Consider the following 22,788-nt stretch of genomic DNA (forward strand, 5'->3'; position numbering starts at 1 on the left):
TGTTATCGCTTACAACCATGAGTATAGACGTATCGCTTTTGAAAAACAATACCTTTTTAAAATTTGTTATAACAAATTTTAAAAATAAAAAAACTACCAGCTACAAACGCTGGTAGTCTAAGCTTTTACATTAATCGATTCATGTAATGAGAATTCAGTTGGTCGTAAATATGTGTACGCGTACTCAAAAATTTGACCATTTTCTAAAAATGACCGTTGTTCCATTGTTAACAACGGTTCAGTTTTAGATAGCTTCAATTTTTCCATTAATTTAAGGTCTGCCAATTCACTCGAAATTGTTCGAATTGCTGACCCTAATACCAATCCTAAATCAGCTTCTAAAAAATCATAAATCGATCCTTTTAGAACATCCATCCGCATACCTTGAATTACTTTGGCTGGCATATAGATCCGTTGCAGTCCGATCACTTCGTCACTATCTTGTTGAACAATCAGTCTTTCTACTTCATACGTAAAGTCAAACTGCGTTACATTCAACTGATTGCTGATAGATTCTTCAGGCTTCACGACTGCAAAGTTAAGCAGTTCCACTTTGTAATGATTAAAATCAAATATTTCAAGTGAACTCTTCTGAGTTGAATTTTCTGTTGGCTGGTTATCTTTGACATAAGTTCCCGAACCTTGAATTCGATAAATCAGACCCTCTTCAACTAGCCCATCTAAGGCTTTCCGAACGGTAATTCGACTGACATTATAAGCCTTTGCGATAGCATTTTCTTGTGGTAACTGATCATTGACAGCATAACGGCCTTCAAGAATCTCCTGCCGCAACTGCCCCGCAACCACTACATATTTAGGTGCTTCTTTCATTGGATTTGTCTGTTAGCCCTCCTATCACGTAAAAAATTCATTATAACAAATACAAACTAGTAATGCACTTACCAGCACTATTTGTATTTCAACTCATTCATCACTTTATGATACTGCTACTCCTTAATTATACAATTTTAATGACACGAAAATCCAAAAAGTTAAGCTTTATCATTCTTATATAAAATCGATCTCTCGATTTAAATTGTTGGCGTTCATGGAACTGAAATTATTTAAAATGACTTTGATAAAGTAGCCCTCACAAAAAAATATTAATATATAAGTCCTCATTAGCGGCATCGATAACATGTACGCTAATAAGATCAGATCTTTTAACTCATGCAACATGCCACTTATAATTCCATCTAGTACGACTAACCCCTATCACTTTAGTTTTTAGTAAACAGATTAGTTGGCAACACCCACCCTGTATGCTAAACTACTATTGTATCGAATTTGGGGGTGTTCTGGATTCGACAGGTATAGTTTGAGTTCGGATTGCGTTTCGTGCTTGCCTCACGTAAAAAGGTTCAGTTTATATTATAACTGCAAAAAATAATAACAATTCTTACGCTTTAGCTGCCTAATAAGCGCTTAACGTAGATCCTCCTAAGATCGTCCATGTCTTAGATCTGGGTCCTAAATTTAGTGGACTTACGCTCAATGCTTCCACCTGGAGCAACGAGAAGAGATTAATCAGGTTAGTGATTGCTGAGTGCCCTGACATGCGGCGTTTGTAATCGCGAAATTTAAATAGTCTGTCTATGAGCGTAGATATCCGAGGGGCAATATGCTTGGACGCGAGTTCGACTCTCGCCACCTCCATAAAGCACCAAAACGACCACTTACCAGAGAGTGGTCGTTTTTTATTTGACTAAATTTATTCATAAAATACCGCCAGCTGCTAATTAATGCTGGCGGCACTCAATTTTTTTATATTAACCGTTAAATCGATCCCGTGTGAAGCCCATCTTTACCAACAACATATACAACAACGGTACCACTAAAAAACTGACCACTGAGTTTATTAACGCCGACAATAGGCTGGCAAACGAACTAATCATTGCCACATTCACCGAGGTTCCCGCCATCAACGCCACAATCACGCCATTCCCCCACGACGTCATTAGTTTGGTCACCCCAGCCAAACTAGACACTACGTACAACTTGGCCAAGTGATGTTCATCGTAACCAATTGCTTTAAACGCAATGTTCACCACAGCCGCTAAAATAATAGCTTCTAAAATCGTTAACCAAGCGGTAGCGGCATAGCCATTCAAGATATCAAACAACCCTAGGCCGACTGCTCCAGCGGTTGCGCCATAGCCAAAGCCTAGCCACATCACGGCCAAAATAGTAAGCGTGTTGCCAAAATGTACAAATGGCCGCCCAACTAGTGCAGGTAACGGAATTCGTAATACACTAATCCCGACAAAAATAATTGCCGCCATTAAACTCGCAAAAATCAGTTTTCTTAATTGCTTTGTCTGCCCCATCTGATTGACTCCTTTAAATTAAAATATAATTAGAATACTTTGTATCGTACCGTGATAATTGGCTGGGCGCAAGTCTTTAATTCACCAAAAACGGCAAAATGCATCCAAAATCAGCTTAACCGCTGAACTTCAGATGCATTTATCATTTCAATTATTCATTTTTAATAATCAGCCATCAAATCAGTAAGATCTAATGTCTTATCCCAACGATGACTCTTAGTTGGTTGCCGGAATGCGTACACTTTGCCGACACCATCGATTTTTTCACGTAAAGCCGTTACTTGATGATGGTTCACGTTTACTTTAACCAAACTAAGCGTTGCAAAGTTAGCTTCCGCTAATTTTGACCCTAGCCGATAGGTAACTTTCTTGGTTTTAGTATTTACCTTTTTAGTTACCGTCACTGGCACTTTAAAACTCATTGCCCAAGTCAATGGTTTAAGATTCGCCTTGGTCGTGTAATAAACCCCATAGTTCATCTTCTTACCGGACAATGTCATCTTAGCAAACGCCCGTGTCGTTGTTTTTCCAGTCTTTTCAGACGAAACATAACCATACCAACTTCCTTGGTAACTCTTTGGTAAGTTAGTTGTCTTGGCACCCGCCACCATTGGGACGGTACTTGCTAATAACCCGATCCCAGCACTCAATAAAATTCCCCGCATTTTATGCATGTTAAAACCCCATTCCTTTTTGAATTACCTTAATCATTAAGGTACCATCATCAATATAACTGAATTTATAATTATTAACAAGCATTTTTTTATTAAGCAATAAGCGCTATAACATGGGAACAATCGGCGTATCCGGTACCTGTATTGTTTGGGCCACTGCCAACAACTCATAAGCTGCTCGTGGCATGGTGTAGTGGTGACAAAATAGATAATAACCTAAATCGCGAGCCACTTGCTCAGCAGTTACAACTGCGTTACCAGATGCTTGTAATCGCCGTAATCCCCGTTGAACCAGTCGCTTTAGGGCAATATCAGCTTGAATATCTGGCTTTGTCGCCGTCAAAACCAATTGTGCGCGCAGTTGGCGCTGTTGCTGTAACTTGATTCGTCGGTTCACCATTTCAATCCACTCCCATCCTACTAATCGGCCTCATCATAGATGACTTTCAGTAATAACACAACTTAATACACCTCGTTATCCCTGCCATTACAGCATTTAAACTTAAATTATAAATTTCTTTATGTCACATCAGATGGTCAACATCAATCGACCCTAGACTGGGCAAGCACTCACCCAAGTCACGAGTTTGACAACCGGTATTGGCTAACAAGTTAGACCAATATATTTATAATTAATTAAGACGCAAAAAGGCTCGATAAATAAACACTTTTGACGTCACATTTTTAATATTACGTTCCCATCAATACCGTAATGATTCGACAACTACAACAAACATCAAGCACAGATTTTGCTATTCAAACGTCAATTCACTAAAACTTCCACTTGCATTGCAGCTAGCGAAAGCTTAGGTTAGAAATAGTGCTTATTTTTAGATTAGGGAGTTTTTGTCTGATGGAGGAATTATTCGTAAAAAAACCAATCCCGCAAGCCTACTTTCAATTAGCCTTGCCAGTTGTTTTTGGGATGTTAGCCAGTATGGTTTATAACTTGGCTGACACCTTTTTTGTTGCTCAAACTCAAAACACTGATTTAGTGGCAGGTGTCGCCTTATGCACCCCCCTCTTCTCATTTATGTTAGCCGTTGGCGATATCTTTGGTCTCGGCGGCAGTGCCTTAATGTCACGGCTGCTAGGGCAAAAAGATACCACTACCAGTCGGCGTGTTAGCAGCTTCTCAGCTTATGCCGGGATTGCGACTGGTTTAGTCGTCACGATTTTGCTACTAGTCTTTGAAACACCCATTTTACATTTATTCGGTGCCACCAGTGCAACCTATGGTTATGCCGCTCGGTTTTATCGTATCATGGCTTGGGGCGCAATCTTTATCATTTTTTCATTAATACCTAGTAATATGATTCGGACAGAAGGTCTGGCCAAACAGTCTATGATTGCCACCATCGCCGGAACTGCATTAACGATTATCTTAGATCCCATTTTTATCTTTCCCTTACATGGTGGCGCTGCTGGTGCCGCGTTAGCCACGGTTACTGGTTATGCGCTCACCGACCTTATTTTAGTTTACTTTGTACTCAAACGGTGCCAGGTTAACAGCGTCAACTGGCATGAAGTTAAAATTGGCGGGCCGTTAATCAGAGGAATTTTAGTCATTGGGATTCCTGCGTCCATCACCAACCTCATGCAAAGTTTTGGCGTTGCCTTACTAAACAACTACTTGGCCCATTACGGCACGACTCAAATCGCAGCCATCGGAATCGCCAACAAGATCTATATGGTCGTCATGCTCCTTATCGTTGGCTTCGCCTTTGGGGTCCAACCGTTAATCGGTTATAATTTTGGTGCCAAAGCTTTCCCACGTTTGAAGAAGATCATTTATTTTGATTTATTCGTGGAAATGGGACTCGCTTTAGTCTTGGCTAGCATTTTGATGATTTTTGCCCCAACTTTAGTCAGCTGGTTTATGCCACAGGCGACTATTGTGAATGCTGGTAGCTTATTATTACGCAGTTTACTAAGTACGACGCCATTCATCGGTGCAATTTTGGTCTTCACAACACTCTTCCAATCAACTGGTCAAGCATTGGGGGCTTTCATTATGGCAATCTCTCGTCAAGGTGTCGTTTTTGTCATTGTCATCGTCCTTGCCAATCAATTATTCGGCTATTTAGGGGTCGTTTGGGCACAACCGATTGCGGATCTATTGACATTTGTAATTGGTCTAGCTTTTTATGTCTTCAAATTCCGACCATTAATCACCCGTTAATTGCCCCAAGTCAGTCTGTTGGCACCAATTTAGTGGTATATTTAAAAGGATTTAAACACTACTTTTGGAGGCAAATACTTATGAAAAACTGGCAACGGCAGCTCGGGACTGCCCTCGTCGTCACCCTTTGTGGCTTAGGTACAGTTACTGCGGCTTCCGCAGCGACTTACAATCAAAAAGGTAACGCTTTGAAGTCATACAATGTTAAAAAATATCGGACCGTTAATAATAAAAATTATTATCAGTCGGCCTACAGCTATCAATCAGCTCCGGGTTATACTCAAGGTGGCCTGTATCAAACGACTCCCGGCACGATTCGCCGGACTGCGGGAACTGTTAAATCCTTAACGTTCACAACTAATGTCTATCTCCCCGTCACCTATGCAACTTCTGGTGATTGGGGTAATCCGCAAAGTGAAGTCTTATCAAAAGACGGCAACACCTTGTATACCTTAATCATGCTCAACAAGGGCACCGAAACTGGTCGAATTGTGAAATATGATTTGGGTAAATTGCGGCAACAATACCATATTAGTACGACTAATATGACCGCTTTACGGCGGGCCACTTATGATAAGAGTGTTAATAAATTAACCGTAACTGACAAGGCCATCCTAAACTGCATGCAAGTTGGGCCAACATTCAAGGCTGGTCACGGTCAATCCTTAGCACAAAATCCGAAAACCGGTGAACTCTGGTTTGTTGGTTCAGCAGCGGTTAAAGCCAATGTGCAACGTGTTAGCACCAAGACATTGAAACCTAACAAACGAATTAACTTTACCTTGAAGTCAACGGTTGCCATGGGTGAAAACTTAACGTTTGACAAAAACGGCAACGCCTACTTCTACACTTACTCTTACGGTGGCTGGGCACCTAAAAACAGCCTTAAGCTTTACCAAGGTAAGATCAACAAGAAATCGGTTAAGTTCCATCTAGTCATGCAAGGCTTGCGCCATAATCCTGGTTGGAAATCCCAATCAATTGCTTATAGTACCAAGCAAAATCGGTTGTACTTTGTTTCTAACAGTAGTATCTCCTCGATTCCAGTCAGCAAACTTGGCAAGTTAACCGCTAAAGACGTCAAGACCGTGAAATTATCCGGCCAACGCGAATTTGAAGGCTTACAATTTGATCAAAGTGGCGCTGGGTATTTGTTAGTCAACAAAGGCGCTGAACTTTTGAAGACAACCGGTAAATTTTAAGTTAGCCTGATATCTAAAGGTTGAAAGCTAGGTTTTAGCAATAATCGTTGATATGATAATCATTCATCGATCAAAACTAGTCGTGCTTGCCACCTACCGTTCGCCCACCTTGAGCCGGAACGCTGTGGGCGGACCGATTCAGCCAAAAGCGGTCTGAACCGTCGTTTTGAACCGCCTAACCCGCGTTTCAAAAGCGCCAAGAGCTCCCACGGCTGGGCTCAATGTGGACTCACTCTCGGTTTGATGGTGATTACGAAATTGATTGGTAGTCGCAATAAAACCGGAGCCAGCCAGTGATGGTGCCGGCCGTGAAAACATCGTTAGTCCGGGTGGTTTTACCGGACTTTACGATGTGGACGACTTTTGAGACTAGTGGTTTTGGCTAGTCTCAAAAGCGAGGTGGCAGCCCGCACTTTGGCTGGAACCGGTCCCCACAGCCGGCAAAATCGCTGACTGGCGTAGGTGATCAATTTAGCATGACTTAAGTCAATTCTAGTAAAGTCTTTACCGTTAGACTTAACTTTCACCCTTTAGCTGATATAACAAAAGTACGTATCACAATACTCATCATGAGTGTTGTGATACGTACTTTTTTAGTTACTTGCCAATCGATCCACTCATTAACAACATCAACATCTGAATGGTCGCTGGATAATAATCATGATTATCAATTTTGACACTTAGCGCATTAGCGTAGCGCTTCGTGAGCACTTGATTTGATAAAGCTTGCGCAGAATAAACCACCGGCGTCGTAAACGCTTGATTGGTATACGACGTTACCGCCTGCCCTTTCAACGTATAGATTGCCTTAATCTTTGATTGCTTGGTAAAGAACGTCAACATCTTTTTGGCAATTTTTTGACTCACTCGACTATGATTCAATTGATAGTCATACGTGACCCGCCAAGGAATCCGACAAGCATTATAGCCATACTGAGCATCATGACTAGACGCAACCTGTTTTGGTTGCACGGTGCCTAATGTCAACCCGGTCCCAGTCACCGTGACAAAGTCGGCCATTAATCCAGTTGACTGTGCCGCACTTAATTTCTGCAACGTTGTTTGACTGCGTTGCGCGACTTGGGTCCAACTGCCATCGCCAGTATAGCTCGCAAATTTCCGGAAATATGCCGTGATCAAGTCAGATGGACGGACAAGGTTTTTCGTAGATTTCGAGGTTGCCCAATCACCAACTAATGGTAACTTAGTCGTTGAATTCAATTCATACGTCTTAATTGCGCCAATTAATTTCTTAGCCAATTGCTGATAATTATAGGTTCCTTTACTCCCCCACTGTTCATCAGCCAAGATTAGCGCATAAGCAATATCTAAATCGCCATCGGTCGCACTCGTTTTTTCAGCGGTTGTACTTTGCATCTTACCTTGTCGTTGTGTTTGCCGCCAAGCCATCAATGGTTTCGTTGAACTGACCTGATGAGCCAGGTAATAACGAGTCAGCTGATTAAATGTCTTTTGCGACTTCACGCCATGTTGCGCAACCATCGCCGTAATCAGCATCCCGTAACCTTGGCCTTCTGACAACGTCTGCTTAGCACCACTACTCGTTGTTAACACATACTTTTGCTGACCACCACGCAGATAATCCTTTTTCCACGTCCGATAATGTGAGACAATTTCAGATTTGGTCGTACTGGAAGTTGCCTGTGGCCGTTGTGTCTTATAGATTGCTGAGCCCAGCGCGATGGCCACTAAAATAATCAGTGCTCCAATCAACCATTGATATTTATGCCGTTTAAACGTCTTCAACCTAAAATCCCCTTACTAAAAGCGTTGTGTCTTATACCACTTTGTATGTCGTGTCCCAGTTATTTTATCACGAATAATATCATACATCGCCGCCACTGAAACGATAATAAATAATTGGGCGTACGTAAAGTATGAAACAATCGCATAAATAAAGTTGGTAACTGTCGCCTGCCCATAATCACTCGCCAGGGCAATATTGATTTGTAATAAATACAGATAAAACATCAAGATCCAATTAATCAAGAATAACGTTGAGAGCTCCCCGCTCAAAGAAACCAGCTGGTGCAAATGGGGGAAGAACGTTTGTAAAGCTGCTAAATTAATGTTGATGATAAAAATGACATTAGAGATCACGATCGCGGCATTAAACCAGAAAAATGTACACATATAGTAAAAAACTTCCAACTTAATTCGCCAAGACGACCGGTCAAATAAATGTTTCGCATTTTCCATAATGACTTCATAATTACCACGCGCCCAACGTTTTCGCTGATTATAGTAAGCGAACAACGTTTCTGGTTCTTGTTGAAAGGCTTCCGCCCGATGTGCCAACGCGATCAATTTTCCTGCCCGCATCAAACTAAATGAAATCGCCGTGTCTTCAGTTAACGCCCCATTATTCCAGCCACCGATGGATTGCACGATCGCTTTGTTAATAATGAAGTTCGTGCCAGGAATTCGACCAATCTTGAAGAGTTGCCACAGTCCGGTATGCTGAATCCGTTGGGTATTCACGATTTCCAAGTTGATACAACGCGTCAAAAAGTTCTGCTGATAATTCCGGGTTTTATTCCGACCGAATGCAGCCGCATAGCGCGTGGGATTCTCCAAAACTTTCTGAACCAAGAAATATAAAGCATTAGTTTCGGGTGCTGCATCGGCATCATAAACGCCTAAATATTCGCCAGCCGCAATCTTTAACGCATCGTTTAAAACGCCAGCTTTACCACCAGTCCCAGTCCGTTCGATCACTTGCAAATTACGCCCTTTAAACTCGGGCTGTTGCATCAATGCGCGTACTTCATTCGCTGTTCCATCGTTACAATTATCCGCATATAGTAAAACTTCCAATTTATCTTGCGGATAATTTAACCGCAAAATCGCTTGAATCGTATCTTGAATCACCAATTCTTCATTATGTGCAGGCACCACCACCGTTACAATCGGATAACGTTTTAGCGGCGGTAAAGAATCGATATCTGTATGTTTTAGGTGTTTAAAAATAAACGTCACACCACCTAGTAGCGTGACAATCGTCATCACGATCGACAACCAAATCGTGATAATCGCAATCACGTATAAGCTATCGAGCATCATCTTTTCCTTTCAAATTAAACCGCCGGACTGTCCGCTTAAAGATGAGCCACCAACAAACGGATAGCCCTAAAACAACGATACCAAAGCTAATCGTCACAATTAAACTAACCGGTAATAACCATGCTAAACTTCCTAGTACCATCCTCTAGCCCCCTATAAGTATTCCTTAGCGATATCAGTTTCAGCACTCCGTTCCAATTGTACCAGTGCATCTTCAACACTACGATTAACGACTTTATCTTGCGTCGAATATGATATTTGTCCTGTTCGCAGTACTAATGCGTTGCGGGCCAAACCAAATTCTTCCGCAATATCGTTAATGTGTTCTTTGATTTTCCGTTTCATAATTGGCGCGTTATTCGCACCGAGCATCGGCGACATGATGACAAAATGCCCTTCGCCAATATAGTAGAGATGATCGACCGTAAACAACATTGATTCCAAGTTTCGCGTCGTTTCACGTAACAAATCATTAAATCGATCATTCCCCAAAAAGTTCATCACATTTTCCAAAAAATCGATTTTGACCATCGTCAAAGTGAATCGATAATCTTGTTCATGATAAAAAACCAGTTTTAATTCCCGTTGGACATCGCGTTCCAGGGCTGATTCGTTCAACGCCCCAGTTAACACTTCCAAATCAGGCTTTTCTTTTTGCAACTTGGCAAGTTCTTGTGCCAACGCTTTTCGCTTCAATAACTGATGATCCAATAAGTACATTAGGTAAGTTGTCAACGGGGTAATTGTGAGTAATGCAATTGCCGACCAAAAATACAACTCACGTGTGTACGGCATAAGTAGCATGAGTGCCCCAGCACTCATACTGACAAAGGAAAGTACCCCACCTAAAATGATATAAATCGTTCGGCCTAAAAATAGTCCTAATCCAAACGCCCCAGCGACAATTAAAAAATTCAACCACGAGCCACTAATGACACTCAAGTAGAGTAACGCGTATTGATAAATTAAAATTAAAATCATGCCCAAAAACACAAAATTATCAATCGATTTCTGCTTCATAATGTCCTGCCTAACTTCCTTCATTTTGCCATAATTGGTCTTTAGATTACCATAATCCCCAACAAATTACATGTTTTTTAGATTCATTACTAAAAATATTTTAATAGCTGTAATTATTGAAGTGATAACTATCAATCTTTATCATCATTTAACCACAACAATTTAATTAATTATAGCAAAATAAAAACATCGATAATCACCACTTTTGGCAACTATCGATGTTAAAGTTACGATTTAAAATTTACGTTGACGCTTCGTTGAAAAACCTAATACCGTCATTAAACCGGTCATGAGTAAACCTAATCCGGTCCATGCTGCATTTTTATCTGATTGTTCATTAGTTTGTGGCAATTTCGCTGCTGTATGAGTTGTTGGCGTTACCTTCACCGCCGTTACCACTGGTGTCCGCATCATTGTCGTGGTAGTCATCACTGGCGCTGACTGTAAGGTCGTTGATTTCGCCGTCATAACGGTTTTGCCTTTAGCCGGTTGCCCACTATCAACATCAGTTGGTTGATTGGTAACCTGAATCGTGTCAGCTTGACCATCATCAGTTAAGACACCGTCATCCTTTGGTGTGGATGTGGCTGGTACTTGGATGTTCAAGTGATCATCTTCAGCATCAGTTGTCGGCGTGGTTACCGTTGTCTCATTGTTATTTCCATCATCCGGGACAGTTACGGTTGTCTCGCCGTTGTCTCCGTTATCCGGATCGGTCACTGTTGTACCACCGTTATTCCCGTTATCCGGATCAGTTACCGTTGCACCACCATTATTTCCGTTGTCTGGGTCAGTCACAGTTGACCCACCATTGTCTCCGCTATCCGGATCAGTTGGCTTTAGAGTATAGGTCACAACGTTTGTCACATCGGCACTCGTTGGCGTCACGGTCACTGCTGGCAACTGTGTTTGATCCGCAGTGTAACCCGTTATTGTTGGCACAGTTACCGCGGCAAACTGATCATTGTCGGACTGCCAAGCACTATAAGTCACCAGTTGTGTGACAGTATCTAGTTGACCCGTCCGAGTAAAGATGACCGTTGACTGTTGGTCAGGCGCCAACGTCTTGCCAGCTTGATCAACAAACTGAATCGTCCGTGTCACAACTTTTTGTAATTGATCTGCCGCCGTTACAGCTTCCTGACCATGTTGTAAATGAACGATATAAGTCGTTGGCGTTGCGGTGTAGGTTGCCCCAGTAGTTGGCCAGTCATCTTGAACCAATTGATAACCTCCAGCTACATAAGCCGCAATTTTTTCAGCGGTCGTATAATCACTAGTCGTTCCCTGATCACCAGTTAACGTATCCGTTGCCAGCGTTTCGCCAGTTATATCATCTAAATAATTAACGATCACGCTGCCTTGAACAACCGGATCCTTCGTGTAAACATAAGTAACGACCCCATTTGCGGCGGTTAATGCTCCGTTGGCCGCCAAACCAGTTGGGTCCATGTGACTGTAGGTGTAGCCCGCAAACGTTTTAGCCGTAGTTTGATAGCTCAAGCCCACATATTGACCATTAGGATAAGTCGCTGTCGTCGTCCCTAACACTTTTTGATCGGTATCCACATAGTTCACGGTCACCGCTCCAGCAGCCGTTTTAGGGAGCAACATAATATATAAAGTTTGCGGATCTTGACCGAAAGTCCCGGTTACTGGACCGTTAGTGGCATAGGTCAAGTAATTGTCCACATTTAAGTAACTACTCAAGTCAAAAGCATCGCCCAAATTCACACCATCAATCACTTGATCTGGCAAAGTCGCGATTGGTTGTGCATTCTGATCAACATATTTAACAGTGACCGTCGGATGTGCTTGGAAATTAACTTGTTGGTAGATCATGGCATCGGCCCGTAATTCGACACCATTATTATAAGTGACGTCAATGTAACGATCTGCTTGCCAACCATCTGAATAAGGAACCCCTAAGTTACCATAAACAATGAAACCAGGCACATTGCTGATTTGCTGAATATCACTAATTTGATATTGATTATTGCCTAACATCGTAATTTGTTGTTTTCGTTGCGCCACATTGTTAAACGAATAGCCAAAGGTATCGCCAATCGCCTCACCTTGTACCCCAGTAATAGTTGTTCCGGTAAACGTCGCCGTCTGATTCTCAACCACATTAATTGGATTAGCCGCATCACTACGCCGAACAATCATTTGACCAACGGCCGCAATGAAAACACCAGACTTGGTAATGCCTGATAATGATGAAAAATCTGAAAGACTATTGTTGCTTAGACCAATATAGTTATTCGAAAGATTATTATTGCCAATGGCCGTAATCCAAGGACTTAATTGGACCAATTGCGCATTTGTCATCCCAAATTGGTGACCTTGATACGAACCGGCATTATCGTTTAAATCGATAAAACTAATCGAACTTGGATCAATTTCGGTTAATGGTTGTAAGTTAACATAGCTTAAAGCCGTTGCTTCCACCGTTAGCCGATAGAGGCTCAAACTTGCCAATGGACTCAAATCAATACTGGTCATCGCATTGTTAGCAATCCGCAGTGTTAAATCTAGCTTATATTTGCTAGGTAAATACTGCAATCCTTCAATCCCAGTTAAAGTCGTAATTGGCGTGGTATCGGTGCTAATTTGGAGCCAATTTCCTAATTTATAGTTTCGAATAGCACCGACAGTAATCGGACTATCTGTTGATAGCCCCAATCCTTTTTTCACGGCATTGCTCAAATTCGTATCTGCAATGGTGACAACCGTCTCATCGCTAGGGGTTGTCTGATCAGCAGCTTTAGTTAAGGCCGCCTTTGAGCTTGCTAGTGTCGCAGTTGGCGCGGCGGCTTGACTCGTTGCGGGCGCCTGTGACGTGGTGGTTGCCTGACTCGTTGCTGTACTTGTAACTTGAGACTTAGGCGCTTGACTGGCCGCGCTCGTAGCGGTTGACGCGGGTGCCTGACTCGCTCTAGGTTCAGTGCTTGTCGCTTGTGAAGCTGTCGATGAAGCGCTGGTTGCCGTTGAAGCTGGTGCCTGTGATGATGATTGACTGTCAGCGCTAGTTGAGGCGCTGGCCGCAGAACTTTGAGTACTAGTTGCCGCCGCTTGACCACTCACCGTGGTTGTCGCTTGGCTGGTGGCCGATGTTGCTTTAGTGGCCACGGACGTGGTGGTCACAGTTGTTGTAGCCGCCTGCGCAACCGGTGCTTGGCTAACCCCAACCGCTAATAATGTGGTGGTAATCCCCATAGCAACCCATAACTTCTTATGTTTATACAACTTAACCCGTGTTTTGGTTACTTGTTTGTTCAACATATGAACTCCCCCTTTAGTTATGGCTTCCTAATTATGTAATCAATTTAAACAATCAATTTTTCTAATACCAATTTATTTACACTCTTATGATAGGCGCTTTTTAGATATAGTTCAATAGGCTAATAGTCTCTTTTTGTAACTATAATCAAACCTAATACCACCCCGAATTAGTTGCTGACTTTAACTTTTCGTCAAAATTGGTCAGTATGCTTACGCCTCCAAGCGTTACCCCACTTTTACCAGCGCACATCAGTTTATACATCGCCTATTAACCAATCAAATACAGTCGCAAATTATTTTTAAAAAATAGGTAATAAAATCGAGCGAACCACAAAAAAAAACGGTACTGACCAATGGCCAGTACCGTTTTCGTTCATTATTCATTATCTTGACTAAAGGTTGAAAGCTAAATGTATTGGTCGAAGTCTTACCAACATTGACTCAAGTTGGATTAAATTGTCACCTACGCCAGCCAGCGATTCTGCCGGCTGTGGGGACCGGCTCCTGCCAAAGTACGGCTTCCACCTCGCTTTTGAGACTAGCCAAAACCACTAGTCTCAAAAGTCGTCCATATCGTAAAGCCCGGGAAAATCACCCGGACTAACGATATTTTCACGGCCGGCGTCATCACTAGCTGGCTCCGGTTATATCGTGAAATTAATCAATCTGGTAACTATTTATAGCTGATAGCGAGTCCACATTGAGCCCAGCCGCGGGAGTCTCTTAGCGATTTATCTCTTAGCGATTTATCGCTTAGAGACTGGCGCTTTTGAAACACGGGTTGGGTGGTTCAAAACGACGGTTCAGACCGCCTTTTGGCTGAACCGGTCCGCCCACAGCGTTCCGGCTCAATGTGGGCGAACGGTAGGCGACAAGTATGACGAGTTTTGATCGATGAATGCTTATCATATCAACGATTATTGCTAAAAAGCAGCTTTCAACCTTTAGTTATCTTGATCTGTCATCCCCCAAGCTAACACAACAATGCCTAAAATTAACGCACCTGCAAAGATGCTGAAAATCATCGGGATCTTCCAACCGCTACCTAACAAGTAGCCTACTAGATAAGGCCCACCAATGGCGCCTAACCGCCCCATTGATTGGGTCACGCCAATTCCCATACCACGAATTGCTAATGGATAATGTCCAGGCGTAAAAGCAATCATAATGCCCCAAGCACCAAGCGTAAAAAATGATAACCAAGCGCCACTTATTAAAATCACAGCATTAGAATTAGCTAGTCCAAAGGCCACGGCACTAATTAAGGTTCCTACTAAATACCCCATCAGGACCCTCTTACGCGACCATCGTCCCACTAACCACGCAGCCAAATAATACCCCGGTAACTGTGCGATACTCATTAATACTGTATACCCATACCCTTTAACCACCGGAAACCCTCGGTTCATTAAAACCGTTGGCAACCACAGAAACATCCCGTAATACACTAACATAATTACAAACCAGAGCACGCCTAATCCTAAAGTTGTCCGCCAATACGGCAGTGACCAGACTTGTCGCCACGCAGCTTTAAAATCGTATTTACTAGCAGCGGCAGTATGTGTCTCTGGTAAATGACGCCGCATTAAAATGGTATAAACGCCCATCAAAGCCGTTAATAATACGGTCCAACGCCAACCAATTCGGGTCATGACCGAAAAGGCTAGGACCGCGGCCAAAATCCAGCCGAATGCCCAAAAACTATCAACCAACACTAACATTCGAGAACGTTGACTACCTTTAAAATGATCGGCAATAATTGTTGTGGCAACGGGTAATTCGCCACCAAGTCCTAACCCAGTCACAAATCGAATGATGATGAACCACATCACATTCGGTGCTAAAGCCAATAATAAATTACCGATTGAAAATAAGAGCAGTGTCACTAGCATAATCGGCTTACGTCCAATCTGATCAGCCAAATGGCCAAAAACAATGGCCCCCACAAACATCCCCAATGATGTGATTGAGCCTACTAAGCCTAACTGATTAGCCGATAAGTGCCAACTGGTTTTAATAGCTGGCATAATAAATGATAGTAACGCGACATCTAACGCGTCAAACAACCATGCGGTCCCAATTAATAATAAGAGCTTATGGCCCTTAACTTCCATGCGATAAATCCCCCATACAATTGGTCCCCAAATCGCAGCGCCGCTTTCAATGAGACCTTAGTTACCCTTAGAGTGATTTTAGGTTAGCATGCGCCTTTTTCACTGTCAACTAAGCTTTTTTCACAACCGAGTGATTAACCTAGCATTAGACCATGATTGTAGTCTAGACCAATCAAGAAGGGCTAAACGCCCCGTTTGTTGATTAACCGCTATCATTGTCAACGCCAGCTAAAGATGAGATTGATAGTCATGCATCATCACTGACAACTTTAGCTAGACCGCTCATTCACGATTGTCACGCTTTTTTGATATCAAAAGTTTACTGTGATCTTTCTCAGTACAACAAAAAAGTCACGACAACGAGTGTCGTGACCGTAATTAATTGTCTGTTATTGTTGTAAAGCCTGAACCATCCAACCATTAATGGCGGAACGTTCAATGATGGCTTTTTTGATTTCCCAGACATCCGCTTTGATATAGCGTTGTCTTGCTGTCATTAAAGGAATATTTTGATAAACCTCATGACCGTTTTTAATCGTTACTCGCATTTAATTACGTCCTTTCCTAACGCTCAGGAAATTTTGCAAATAATTCTGGGTACTTATACTGGGTCAAGTATCATACTGCCATATTTTTCCAAAAATCTGAGATGCTTAATTGATTTGATGTTCCTAACAAACCAAGTGTTAACTTTAACACATTGCCCCCACTAAAGCGACTACTTTGCTTCACACTTAACTTCTAGGACACTTTCTTAGGTTAGTCTTAACCTTTCAATTACCGCATCGCGGCCTCGCCCCCAAATGACTTAGATTAACCAACTCACTCACTATATCATAACTAAAACCAGCACTGGTTCAATTAACACAAACCTTACAAATTTTACGTAAATCATACATTTATGTTCGATCGCCACACCCACCTATGAGCATAACCGATACCTTTCAATGACGCACTTTTCAACGCTTAAACATTAAGTTACCAAACATAACTATTTTTATTTCAGAATTAAGTTGTTAGCGTTGCCATTTAGTACCACTGGCCTTACACTTAGAGCATAGAGATAGGAGGTCATTAGCATGCGCAATTATAAATATTTAGCATATGGAGGTATTACTGTCGTTTATTTATTCGCTCTGTATGCCCTCTTCCATTTAGTCCGGTTAGCCTATTTCCTTTTCTTCTTATAGACCCAACAAAAAAATTCAGTTTGGTCAATGACCAAACTGAATTTTTTTAACGATGCCACAAATAACGATCAATCGTCAAAGCGACCTTTGCATTTTCATGTAATTGACTGTGTTGTGCATGCTTACCATGGAAGACTTTTTCCGTATAGTGGACGTTATGACCACGTGTCAGATATTTCACCGACCGCGCCGACACATTCGTCACTAAACTGTCCGAATTAGACCCATCATCTAAATTACCAATAATATTCAATAGATGAACCCCATTCGGGAAGTTAGCCCGTTTGGCGTCCAGTAATTCGTAGGCAGCATGTAAATACTTCGGTTGACCAGAAGTTAAAAATGAATTCTGATTAGCCACATCATCTTCACCAACAACCCCATCAAACGGCCCCGCAATTGTCACCAGTTTGTGAATCGTTGGTAATTTAAGGCCCGTTGTCATGAGCATGTTCACACTTGCCACACAACCAGCAGAATGCGCTACTAAGTTGTACGACTTAAATGAATGGGCCTGTTGTACCGTTTGAATAACCTTCGCTAACCAAGCACTTTGTTGATCATACTGAGCCAAATTATTTTTAAAGACCACTTGAATAATCGGGTTACGCGTCTTGGCATCCCAATGTCCACTCAGCGTCACTTGCCCACTTGTACTGACCGTTGCCACATAAACCTTATGCGCATGTGCGGTTTTTTCAGCATGCGCAATTAATGTATTGGTAGATTTAGCACTACCTTGAAATCCATGCACATAAAACGTCGGCCGTGAACTAGTCACATAAGCTGATTTCGCCACCGTCCGTTTCGATTGGCTAGTCGTTGACGACGCCTTGTTTGTCGCACACCCCGTCAATAGCATCACCAAGCTCATCACTAACCCTAAATAAACCCCTAATCGCCATCGTTGCACTAACTTTCGCCTCATCATTCTGTTTGCCAGTATCGTTTAACTTGAACTAACTCATCTTTTAAATAGGTCGCGGATAATTGTAAATAGGTCACCATTTTACCCGGTGTTGGCGCATGTAATAACCACCCATCGCCTGCGTACAGTGCCACATGATGCAGGGCACCTTGACCTTGTTCGTGCGCGAAAAAGCATAGGTCACCTGGCTGCATGTCATCGACAGCCACTGGTTGACCATCCAAGACTTGTTCACTGACATCACGCGCTAATGTCACGCCAATGCAGCGATGTAAGGCGTAGGCAAAACCTGAGCAGTCGAAACCATACCCGCTCAAACCGCCCCATAAATAACGCAAATCCAAGAATGACTCACCTAACTTAATCATCGTTTGTCCGGGCGTTAACGTGGCAGTTTCAAAGCCAAATTGCGTTGCGCGTTTTGCCACTTTTCCAACTCCCAGCGGCGTTTGGACTAAATCATAACGTGGATCTTTACTCGAAACGACCGGTAGTTGTGTCCCAATACTTAATTGCAACAAGGTGCGGCCGTCTGCTTGTAATAACGGTGTAAACGCGCGACGAACCGTGACTGTTGGGCCAGTTATCACCGGTAGTGGTATCGTTGATAACTGTGCCGCCCAGATCCAGCCCGGATACCCTTGTGGATGACGCACATCACGCTGCGAAACCACATAAACTGCGGCCCAGCCATCGACCACATGATCAATCACCACTGGATCATTAAACAAGGCTTGCGTCACTAATCGATTATCACGTTCTAAGGCAATCGTATCTGAATCGCTTAATTGGGCTAACCATGGCGCTAGTCCGGCATTCTGTAACGCTAACGTATCCAACGACCGGATTTGTGGTCGTTGCCAAACGTTAGCCACAGCCGCTTGAACTCTAGCTGTTTGCATTCCTGATTCCTCCCGTTTTTCATTACGTTTATCATACGCCACTTTGGTTAACCGCGGTAGCGTCCGGTTAAGTTGTTAACCTTTCTTCAAAAATCCGCGGTTAAAATTAAAAACCACTGTGAAAGTATGCTATCATACTTATAATTACTCAGGAGGCGTGGCAATTATGGATAAAACCGATTTAAAGATCTTGAACGCCTTACAAGCAGACGCTCGAATCTCGTTGAAGGCCCTCGCCGATCAATGTTTCATTTCCTCACCAGCAATTTCAGCTCGAATTGCCCGGTTAAAAAGGAGTGGCATTATTCGCGACTATCAAGCCAACTTGAATTACGATCAATTAAACTACCATATTAAAGCTTATATTCAGCTTCAATTAGAACCAACCCAAAAGGAACGGTTTTATCCGTTTGTCGCTAGCATTCCCAACGTTCTCGAATGCGATTGTGTGACCGGTGAATACTCACAAATCATGAAAGTCGTTTTTGAATCGACACAAGCGTTGGATGAATTCGTTAACAAGATTCAAGCCTTCGGTAAAACCAGCACCCAAATCGTCTTTTCAACCAGCGTCCCTAATCGGGGGCTGACCTTACCAGCTGATCACGATCTCAGTCAGATTGTCGATTGACGTTCACTCAGACAATTAATTAACCGTTTCATCAAATCACTTAGCCAATATCATGACCAAGTCCCCTATCTATCAGGGACGGTCATCGATAATGGCTTTTTTAAGTTGCCCAACTTTTACTAACTTTAAAATCCAGGTGCCGTTTTACCTGCATTTTAATATTAACCGGTGTACCATATCATTAGTAAGCAATTTAATTGGTTCATATCGAAGTTTGAAAAGAGGTTAATGATTATGGCAACTATTTTAGTACTCGGTGGGGGTTACGCTGGCATGCGGGCTGTTAAATTTTTACAACACGATCTACCAGCCGAAGATGAGATTATCTTAGTGGACCAAACTGCCCAACACACCGAAAAAACCAATTTACATGAGGTCGCAGCCGGGACAATCGATCCCAGCAAGATTACCTATCACATTCCAGAAATTATTCATAAGCGCGTGACCTTTTTACAAGCAACGGTCACTGGGATTCAGGTTGCCGACCAAACCGCAACGTTTACCAACCACCCAGACATTCATTATGATTACGTGATTATTGCTCTGGGCTTTCAGTCTGAAACCTTTGGGATTCCAGGCGTTGCCGACAATTCACTACCGCTGGATGATTTAGACTCAGCACAGGCTGTTTATCAACATCTTGAAAGTCAATTTGCCAACTATCATAAAACTAAAGATCATGATGATCTTAAAATAGCGGTTTGTGGTGCTGGCTTTACCGGTATCGAATTACTAGGTGAACTCACCCAGTCTTTGCCAAAACTACAGGCTAAGTATCAGACACCAGCAGCCAAATTAGTCTGCTTCGAACGGATGCCATCAATTCTGCCGATGTTTGGTCAAGACTTGCGTGATTATGCCATCAACTTTATGGCTAAACACGACGTTGATATGCGGTTAGGGGCTAAAATTACCGCCATTGATCCTGGCGCCGTCTTGTATGAAGATGCTGATGGTCAACCACAAAGCTTTAGTGCCAACTCTATTATTTGGACAGTTGGTGTTAGTGGCTCACACGTCATCGCGGACTCACAATTTGAACAGCGTCGTAACCGCGTTGTGGTCAATGATGACTTGTCATTGGCCGATCATCCCGAAGTCTTCATCGTGGGTGATGTAGCGGCGGTCATGGACCCTAGCAGCAACCGGCCGTATCCAACTACCGCGCAAATTGCCTTGGCAGCTGGTGAACAAGCCGCTAAAAACATCGCACATTTACGCCATCAACAGTCAACCACGGCATTCACTTATGAATCCATGGGGACGGTTGCCTCATTAAGCGACCGTGATGGGATTGGCGAAATTTTCCATAAACCTCGTCAGATTCACGGTTACGCGGCCTCGGCGATGAAGAAAATCATTACTGATCGGTCGTTAATGGAAAGTGCTCATTTGAGTACGTTATTTAAGAAAGGTCGGTTTGACCTTTATCATTAAAGGGTTGCAAAAAAGGACGCGACGATTTTTAAAATCGTCGCGTCCTTTTTTGTGCACTGATGTTATGAGTCAAAACGTGGAACCAAAGCCTGCGACCTGTGCTTAGCTACGGCATCTAAACGATTGAAAAACCCAATCATTTAGGTGCCTAGGCTATGCTCGGTCCCAACCCGGCTTTGGTCCCACTCTTGACTTATCGGTTCTTCAAACTCAACTTTTCAACATTCAATTGCTTATTAATCCAGCCATCCACAAAACTACTTTCATGGCTGACCAAGATTAAGTTACCAGGGAAAGCTTGTAAAGCGTGTTTTAACCCTTCCTTGGTTTCATCGTCCAAATGGTTCGTTGGTTCATCCATAATTAAGAAGTTGCTAGGAACCAGTTCCAATAAGGCTAACTTCACCTTGGTCTGTTCCCCACCACTTAATAAGTGCATCGGTTTCATCGCGTTAGCCGCGTTAATCCCACACTTAGCCAACTTAGTCCGAATCGTCTTCGGTAACATCGTTGGATATTCATTTTGGATCGTCTCCAACGGCGTTAATTGTGGATTATCCCATTCCAAATCCTGGTTGAAATAGTTGATCTTAGCCGATGGTGAAAAGTGTGACGTCCCATCTAGCGCTTTAATCACGCCTAAAATAGATTTAATCAACGTCGACTTACCAACCCCGTTAAACCCTTTAAACGCTAACTTTTCGCCACCAGTCATCGTGAAAGTCACTGGTGCTAGTAATGGCTTGCCATAACCTACGGATAACTTCTTCACCGTTAAAGCGTTTTGTGAACCCGTATCTAAGTATGGAAACGCAAACTTGGCATGCTCATTTTCACTCGGTGGATCAACCCGGTCCAAATGCGATAGCATCTTCTCCCGGGACTTCGCCATCGTTGATTTCGAGCCGGCTTTATTCTTCCGAATGAACTTTTCAGCTTTGTCGATCACGACTTGTTGTTTTTCAAAGGCTTTTAATTGCGCTTCTTTACGCGCTTCTTTTTGGCGCATCGCCGACTTGAAGTCGCCACGATACTTGATGATCTTGCCAAAGGCCACGTCACAAATACAGTTCGTCACTTGTTGTAAGAAGTCGTAATCATGAGAAATGACCATGACTGCCCCTTCAAACCCATTCAGATAGTCGACTAACCACGCAATGTGGGCCGTATCCAAATAGTTGGTTGGTTCATCTAAGATGATGACATCGGGATCTTCCAGTAACAATTTAGCCAAAATAATTTTTGACCGTTGCCCACCGGACATTTCACTAATGACGTGGTCACGGCCGATTTCATCTAGCCCTAACCCAGTAATCACTCGTTCCATTTCGGTTTCAATATCGTAGAAGTTGTTGGCTTCCAAGGTTTCTTGAATCCGGCCGGCCCGTTCCAACAACTTGTCGTCCATCGTTTTCGCATAGTCGGCATACAGTTGTTGCATTTTGCCATCCAAATCATATAACCGTTGGAAAGCGGTTTTCAGAAAATCATAGAGCGTCATCCCAGCTGGAATATCCGCATATTGATCCAAGTAGCCAGTCCGAACATTACGTTGCCATTTAATTTGACCAGTTAACGGTAAAATTTGTCCGGTTAAAATCTTAATTAAGGTACTTTTGCCGGCCCCGTTTTGCCCGACAATCCCCATGTGATCGGCCTTTTCTAATGTAAAGTTGGCGTCGTCGTATAATTTACGATCCGCAAAACTTTGCGAGAGGTCGGTTACTTCTAGTAAAGCCATGTTGTTTTCATCCTACTTTCATTTATTAACTCGGCAAAACAGGCCCCGTTCGTTTTAACGAGGCCTGTTGC

18 protein-coding genes and 1 other RNA gene are annotated in these 22,788 nt (G+C 42.8%); 5 read left to right on the plus strand and 14 right to left on the minus strand.

From position 1 onward, the window contains the following. Positions 1 to 117: 117 nt before the first annotated feature. Positions 118 to 831 carry a GntR family transcriptional regulator gene (locus FFM84_RS11985; protein WP_130845597.1) on the minus strand — a complete coding sequence of 238 codons (714 nt, stop codon included), beginning with the start codon at positions 829 to 831 and terminating at the stop codon, positions 118 to 120. Between the two features lie 458 nt (positions 832 to 1,289). On the opposite strand from FFM84_RS11985, the gene ssrA reads away from it, so the two are divergent. Then, positions 1,290 to 1,659, plus strand: a transfer-messenger RNA (tmRNA) gene (gene ssrA / locus FFM84_RS11990). A gap of 110 nt (positions 1,660 to 1,769) precedes the next feature. Here the strand turns inward: ssrA and FFM84_RS11995 are convergent. The 3 genes from FFM84_RS11995 to FFM84_RS12005 all read right to left on the minus strand — a co-directional run bounded on the left by FFM84_RS11995 (position 1,770) and on the right by FFM84_RS12005 (position 3,401). Next, positions 1,770 to 2,327: an ECF transporter S component gene (locus FFM84_RS11995; RefSeq protein WP_130845596.1), complete on the minus strand. Its 558-nt coding sequence runs from the start codon at positions 2,325 to 2,327 to the stop codon at positions 1,770 to 1,772. Positions 2,328 to 2,488: 161 nt separating this feature from the next. Beyond that, the gene (locus FFM84_RS12000; protein WP_130845595.1) at positions 2,489 to 3,001 is read right to left on the minus strand and encodes a hypothetical protein; all 513 of its coding nucleotides are present in this window, start codon (positions 2,999 to 3,001) and stop codon (positions 2,489 to 2,491) included. Between the two features lie 106 nt (positions 3,002 to 3,107). Continuing rightward, complete coding sequence (locus FFM84_RS12005) at positions 3,108 to 3,401, minus strand: hypothetical protein (protein WP_130845594.1); 294 nt, start codon at positions 3,399 to 3,401, stop codon at positions 3,108 to 3,110. Between the two features lie 453 nt (positions 3,402 to 3,854). Between FFM84_RS12005 and FFM84_RS12010 the strand changes: the two genes are divergently transcribed. Both FFM84_RS12010 and FFM84_RS12015 read left to right on the plus strand, forming a co-directional pair. Continuing rightward, a complete protein-coding gene (locus FFM84_RS12010; protein WP_130845593.1) occupies positions 3,855 to 5,183 on the plus strand; it encodes an MATE family efflux transporter in 1,329 nt (442 codons plus the stop codon). An 80-nt stretch (positions 5,184 to 5,263) separates the two neighbouring features. After that, positions 5,264 to 6,385, plus strand: coding sequence for a hypothetical protein (locus FFM84_RS12015; RefSeq protein WP_130845592.1), 1,122 nt, complete (start codon positions 5,264 to 5,266; stop codon positions 6,383 to 6,385). Positions 6,386 to 6,982: 597 nt separating this feature from the next. Here the strand turns inward: FFM84_RS12015 and FFM84_RS12020 are convergent. The 9 genes from FFM84_RS12020 to FFM84_RS12055 form a co-directional block, all read right to left on the minus strand. Continuing rightward, positions 6,983 to 8,152, minus strand: coding sequence for a family 8 glycosyl hydrolase (locus FFM84_RS12020; RefSeq protein WP_130845591.1), 1,170 nt, complete (start codon positions 8,150 to 8,152; stop codon positions 6,983 to 6,985). 15 nt (positions 8,153 to 8,167) lie between these two features. Then, positions 8,168 to 9,466, minus strand: a complete 1,299-nt coding sequence (locus tag FFM84_RS12025) for a glycosyltransferase family 2 protein (RefSeq protein ID WP_130845590.1) — start codon at positions 9,464 to 9,466, stop codon at positions 8,168 to 8,170. Beyond that, positions 9,456 to 9,611: a hypothetical protein gene (locus FFM84_RS16165; protein WP_165444348.1), complete on the minus strand. Its 156-nt coding sequence runs from the start codon at positions 9,609 to 9,611 to the stop codon at positions 9,456 to 9,458. Before FFM84_RS16165 ends, FFM84_RS12025 begins: the two co-directional genes overlap by 11 nt. Before the next feature lie 11 nt (positions 9,612 to 9,622). Continuing rightward, positions 9,623 to 10,450: a diguanylate cyclase domain-containing protein gene (locus FFM84_RS12030; RefSeq protein WP_170179872.1), complete on the minus strand. Its 828-nt coding sequence runs from the start codon at positions 10,448 to 10,450 to the stop codon at positions 9,623 to 9,625. Positions 10,451 to 10,723: 273 nt separating this feature from the next. Continuing rightward, positions 10,724 to 13,774 (minus strand): mucin-binding protein, encoded by a 3,051-nt coding sequence (locus FFM84_RS12035; RefSeq protein WP_130845588.1) that lies wholly within the window; start codon positions 13,772 to 13,774, stop codon positions 10,724 to 10,726. A 944-nt stretch (positions 13,775 to 14,718) separates the two neighbouring features. Then, entirely contained in the window at positions 14,719 to 15,888 is a 1,170-nt protein-coding gene (locus FFM84_RS12040; protein ID WP_130845587.1) for an MFS transporter, read from the minus strand. A gap of 389 nt (positions 15,889 to 16,277) precedes the next feature. Further along, a complete protein-coding gene (locus tag FFM84_RS12045) occupies positions 16,278 to 16,436 on the minus strand; it encodes a hypothetical protein (protein ID WP_130845586.1) in 159 nt (52 codons plus the stop codon). A 688-nt stretch (positions 16,437 to 17,124) separates the two neighbouring features. Further along, a complete protein-coding gene (locus FFM84_RS12050) occupies positions 17,125 to 17,991 on the minus strand; it encodes an alpha/beta hydrolase (protein ID WP_225424658.1) in 867 nt (288 codons plus the stop codon). Positions 17,992 to 18,005: 14 nt separating this feature from the next. Beyond that, entirely contained in the window at positions 18,006 to 18,908 is a 903-nt protein-coding gene (locus FFM84_RS12055) for a C40 family peptidase (RefSeq protein WP_130845585.1), read from the minus strand. 166 nt (positions 18,909 to 19,074) lie between these two features. On the opposite strand from FFM84_RS12055, the gene FFM84_RS12060 reads away from it, so the two are divergent. Together FFM84_RS12060 and FFM84_RS12065 are read left to right on the plus strand one after the other, a co-directional pair. Continuing rightward, entirely contained in the window at positions 19,075 to 19,539 is a 465-nt protein-coding gene (locus FFM84_RS12060) for an Lrp/AsnC family transcriptional regulator (RefSeq protein WP_130845584.1), read from the plus strand. Between the two features lie 234 nt (positions 19,540 to 19,773). Next, entirely contained in the window at positions 19,774 to 20,976 is a 1,203-nt protein-coding gene (locus FFM84_RS12065; protein ID WP_130845583.1) for an NAD(P)/FAD-dependent oxidoreductase, read from the plus strand. Between the two features lie 193 nt (positions 20,977 to 21,169). Here the strand turns inward: FFM84_RS12065 and FFM84_RS12070 are convergent, their stop codons facing one another. After that, positions 21,170 to 22,717 carry an ABC-F family ATP-binding cassette domain-containing protein gene (locus FFM84_RS12070; protein ID WP_130845582.1) on the minus strand — a complete coding sequence of 516 codons (1,548 nt, stop codon included), beginning with the start codon at positions 22,715 to 22,717 and terminating at the stop codon, positions 21,170 to 21,172. Positions 22,718 to 22,788: the final 71 nt, after the last annotated feature.

The sequence above is a fragment of the Lactiplantibacillus mudanjiangensis genome (assembly GCF_005405385.1).
GTDB lineage: Bacteria > Bacillota > Bacilli > Lactobacillales > Lactobacillaceae > Lactiplantibacillus > Lactiplantibacillus mudanjiangensis.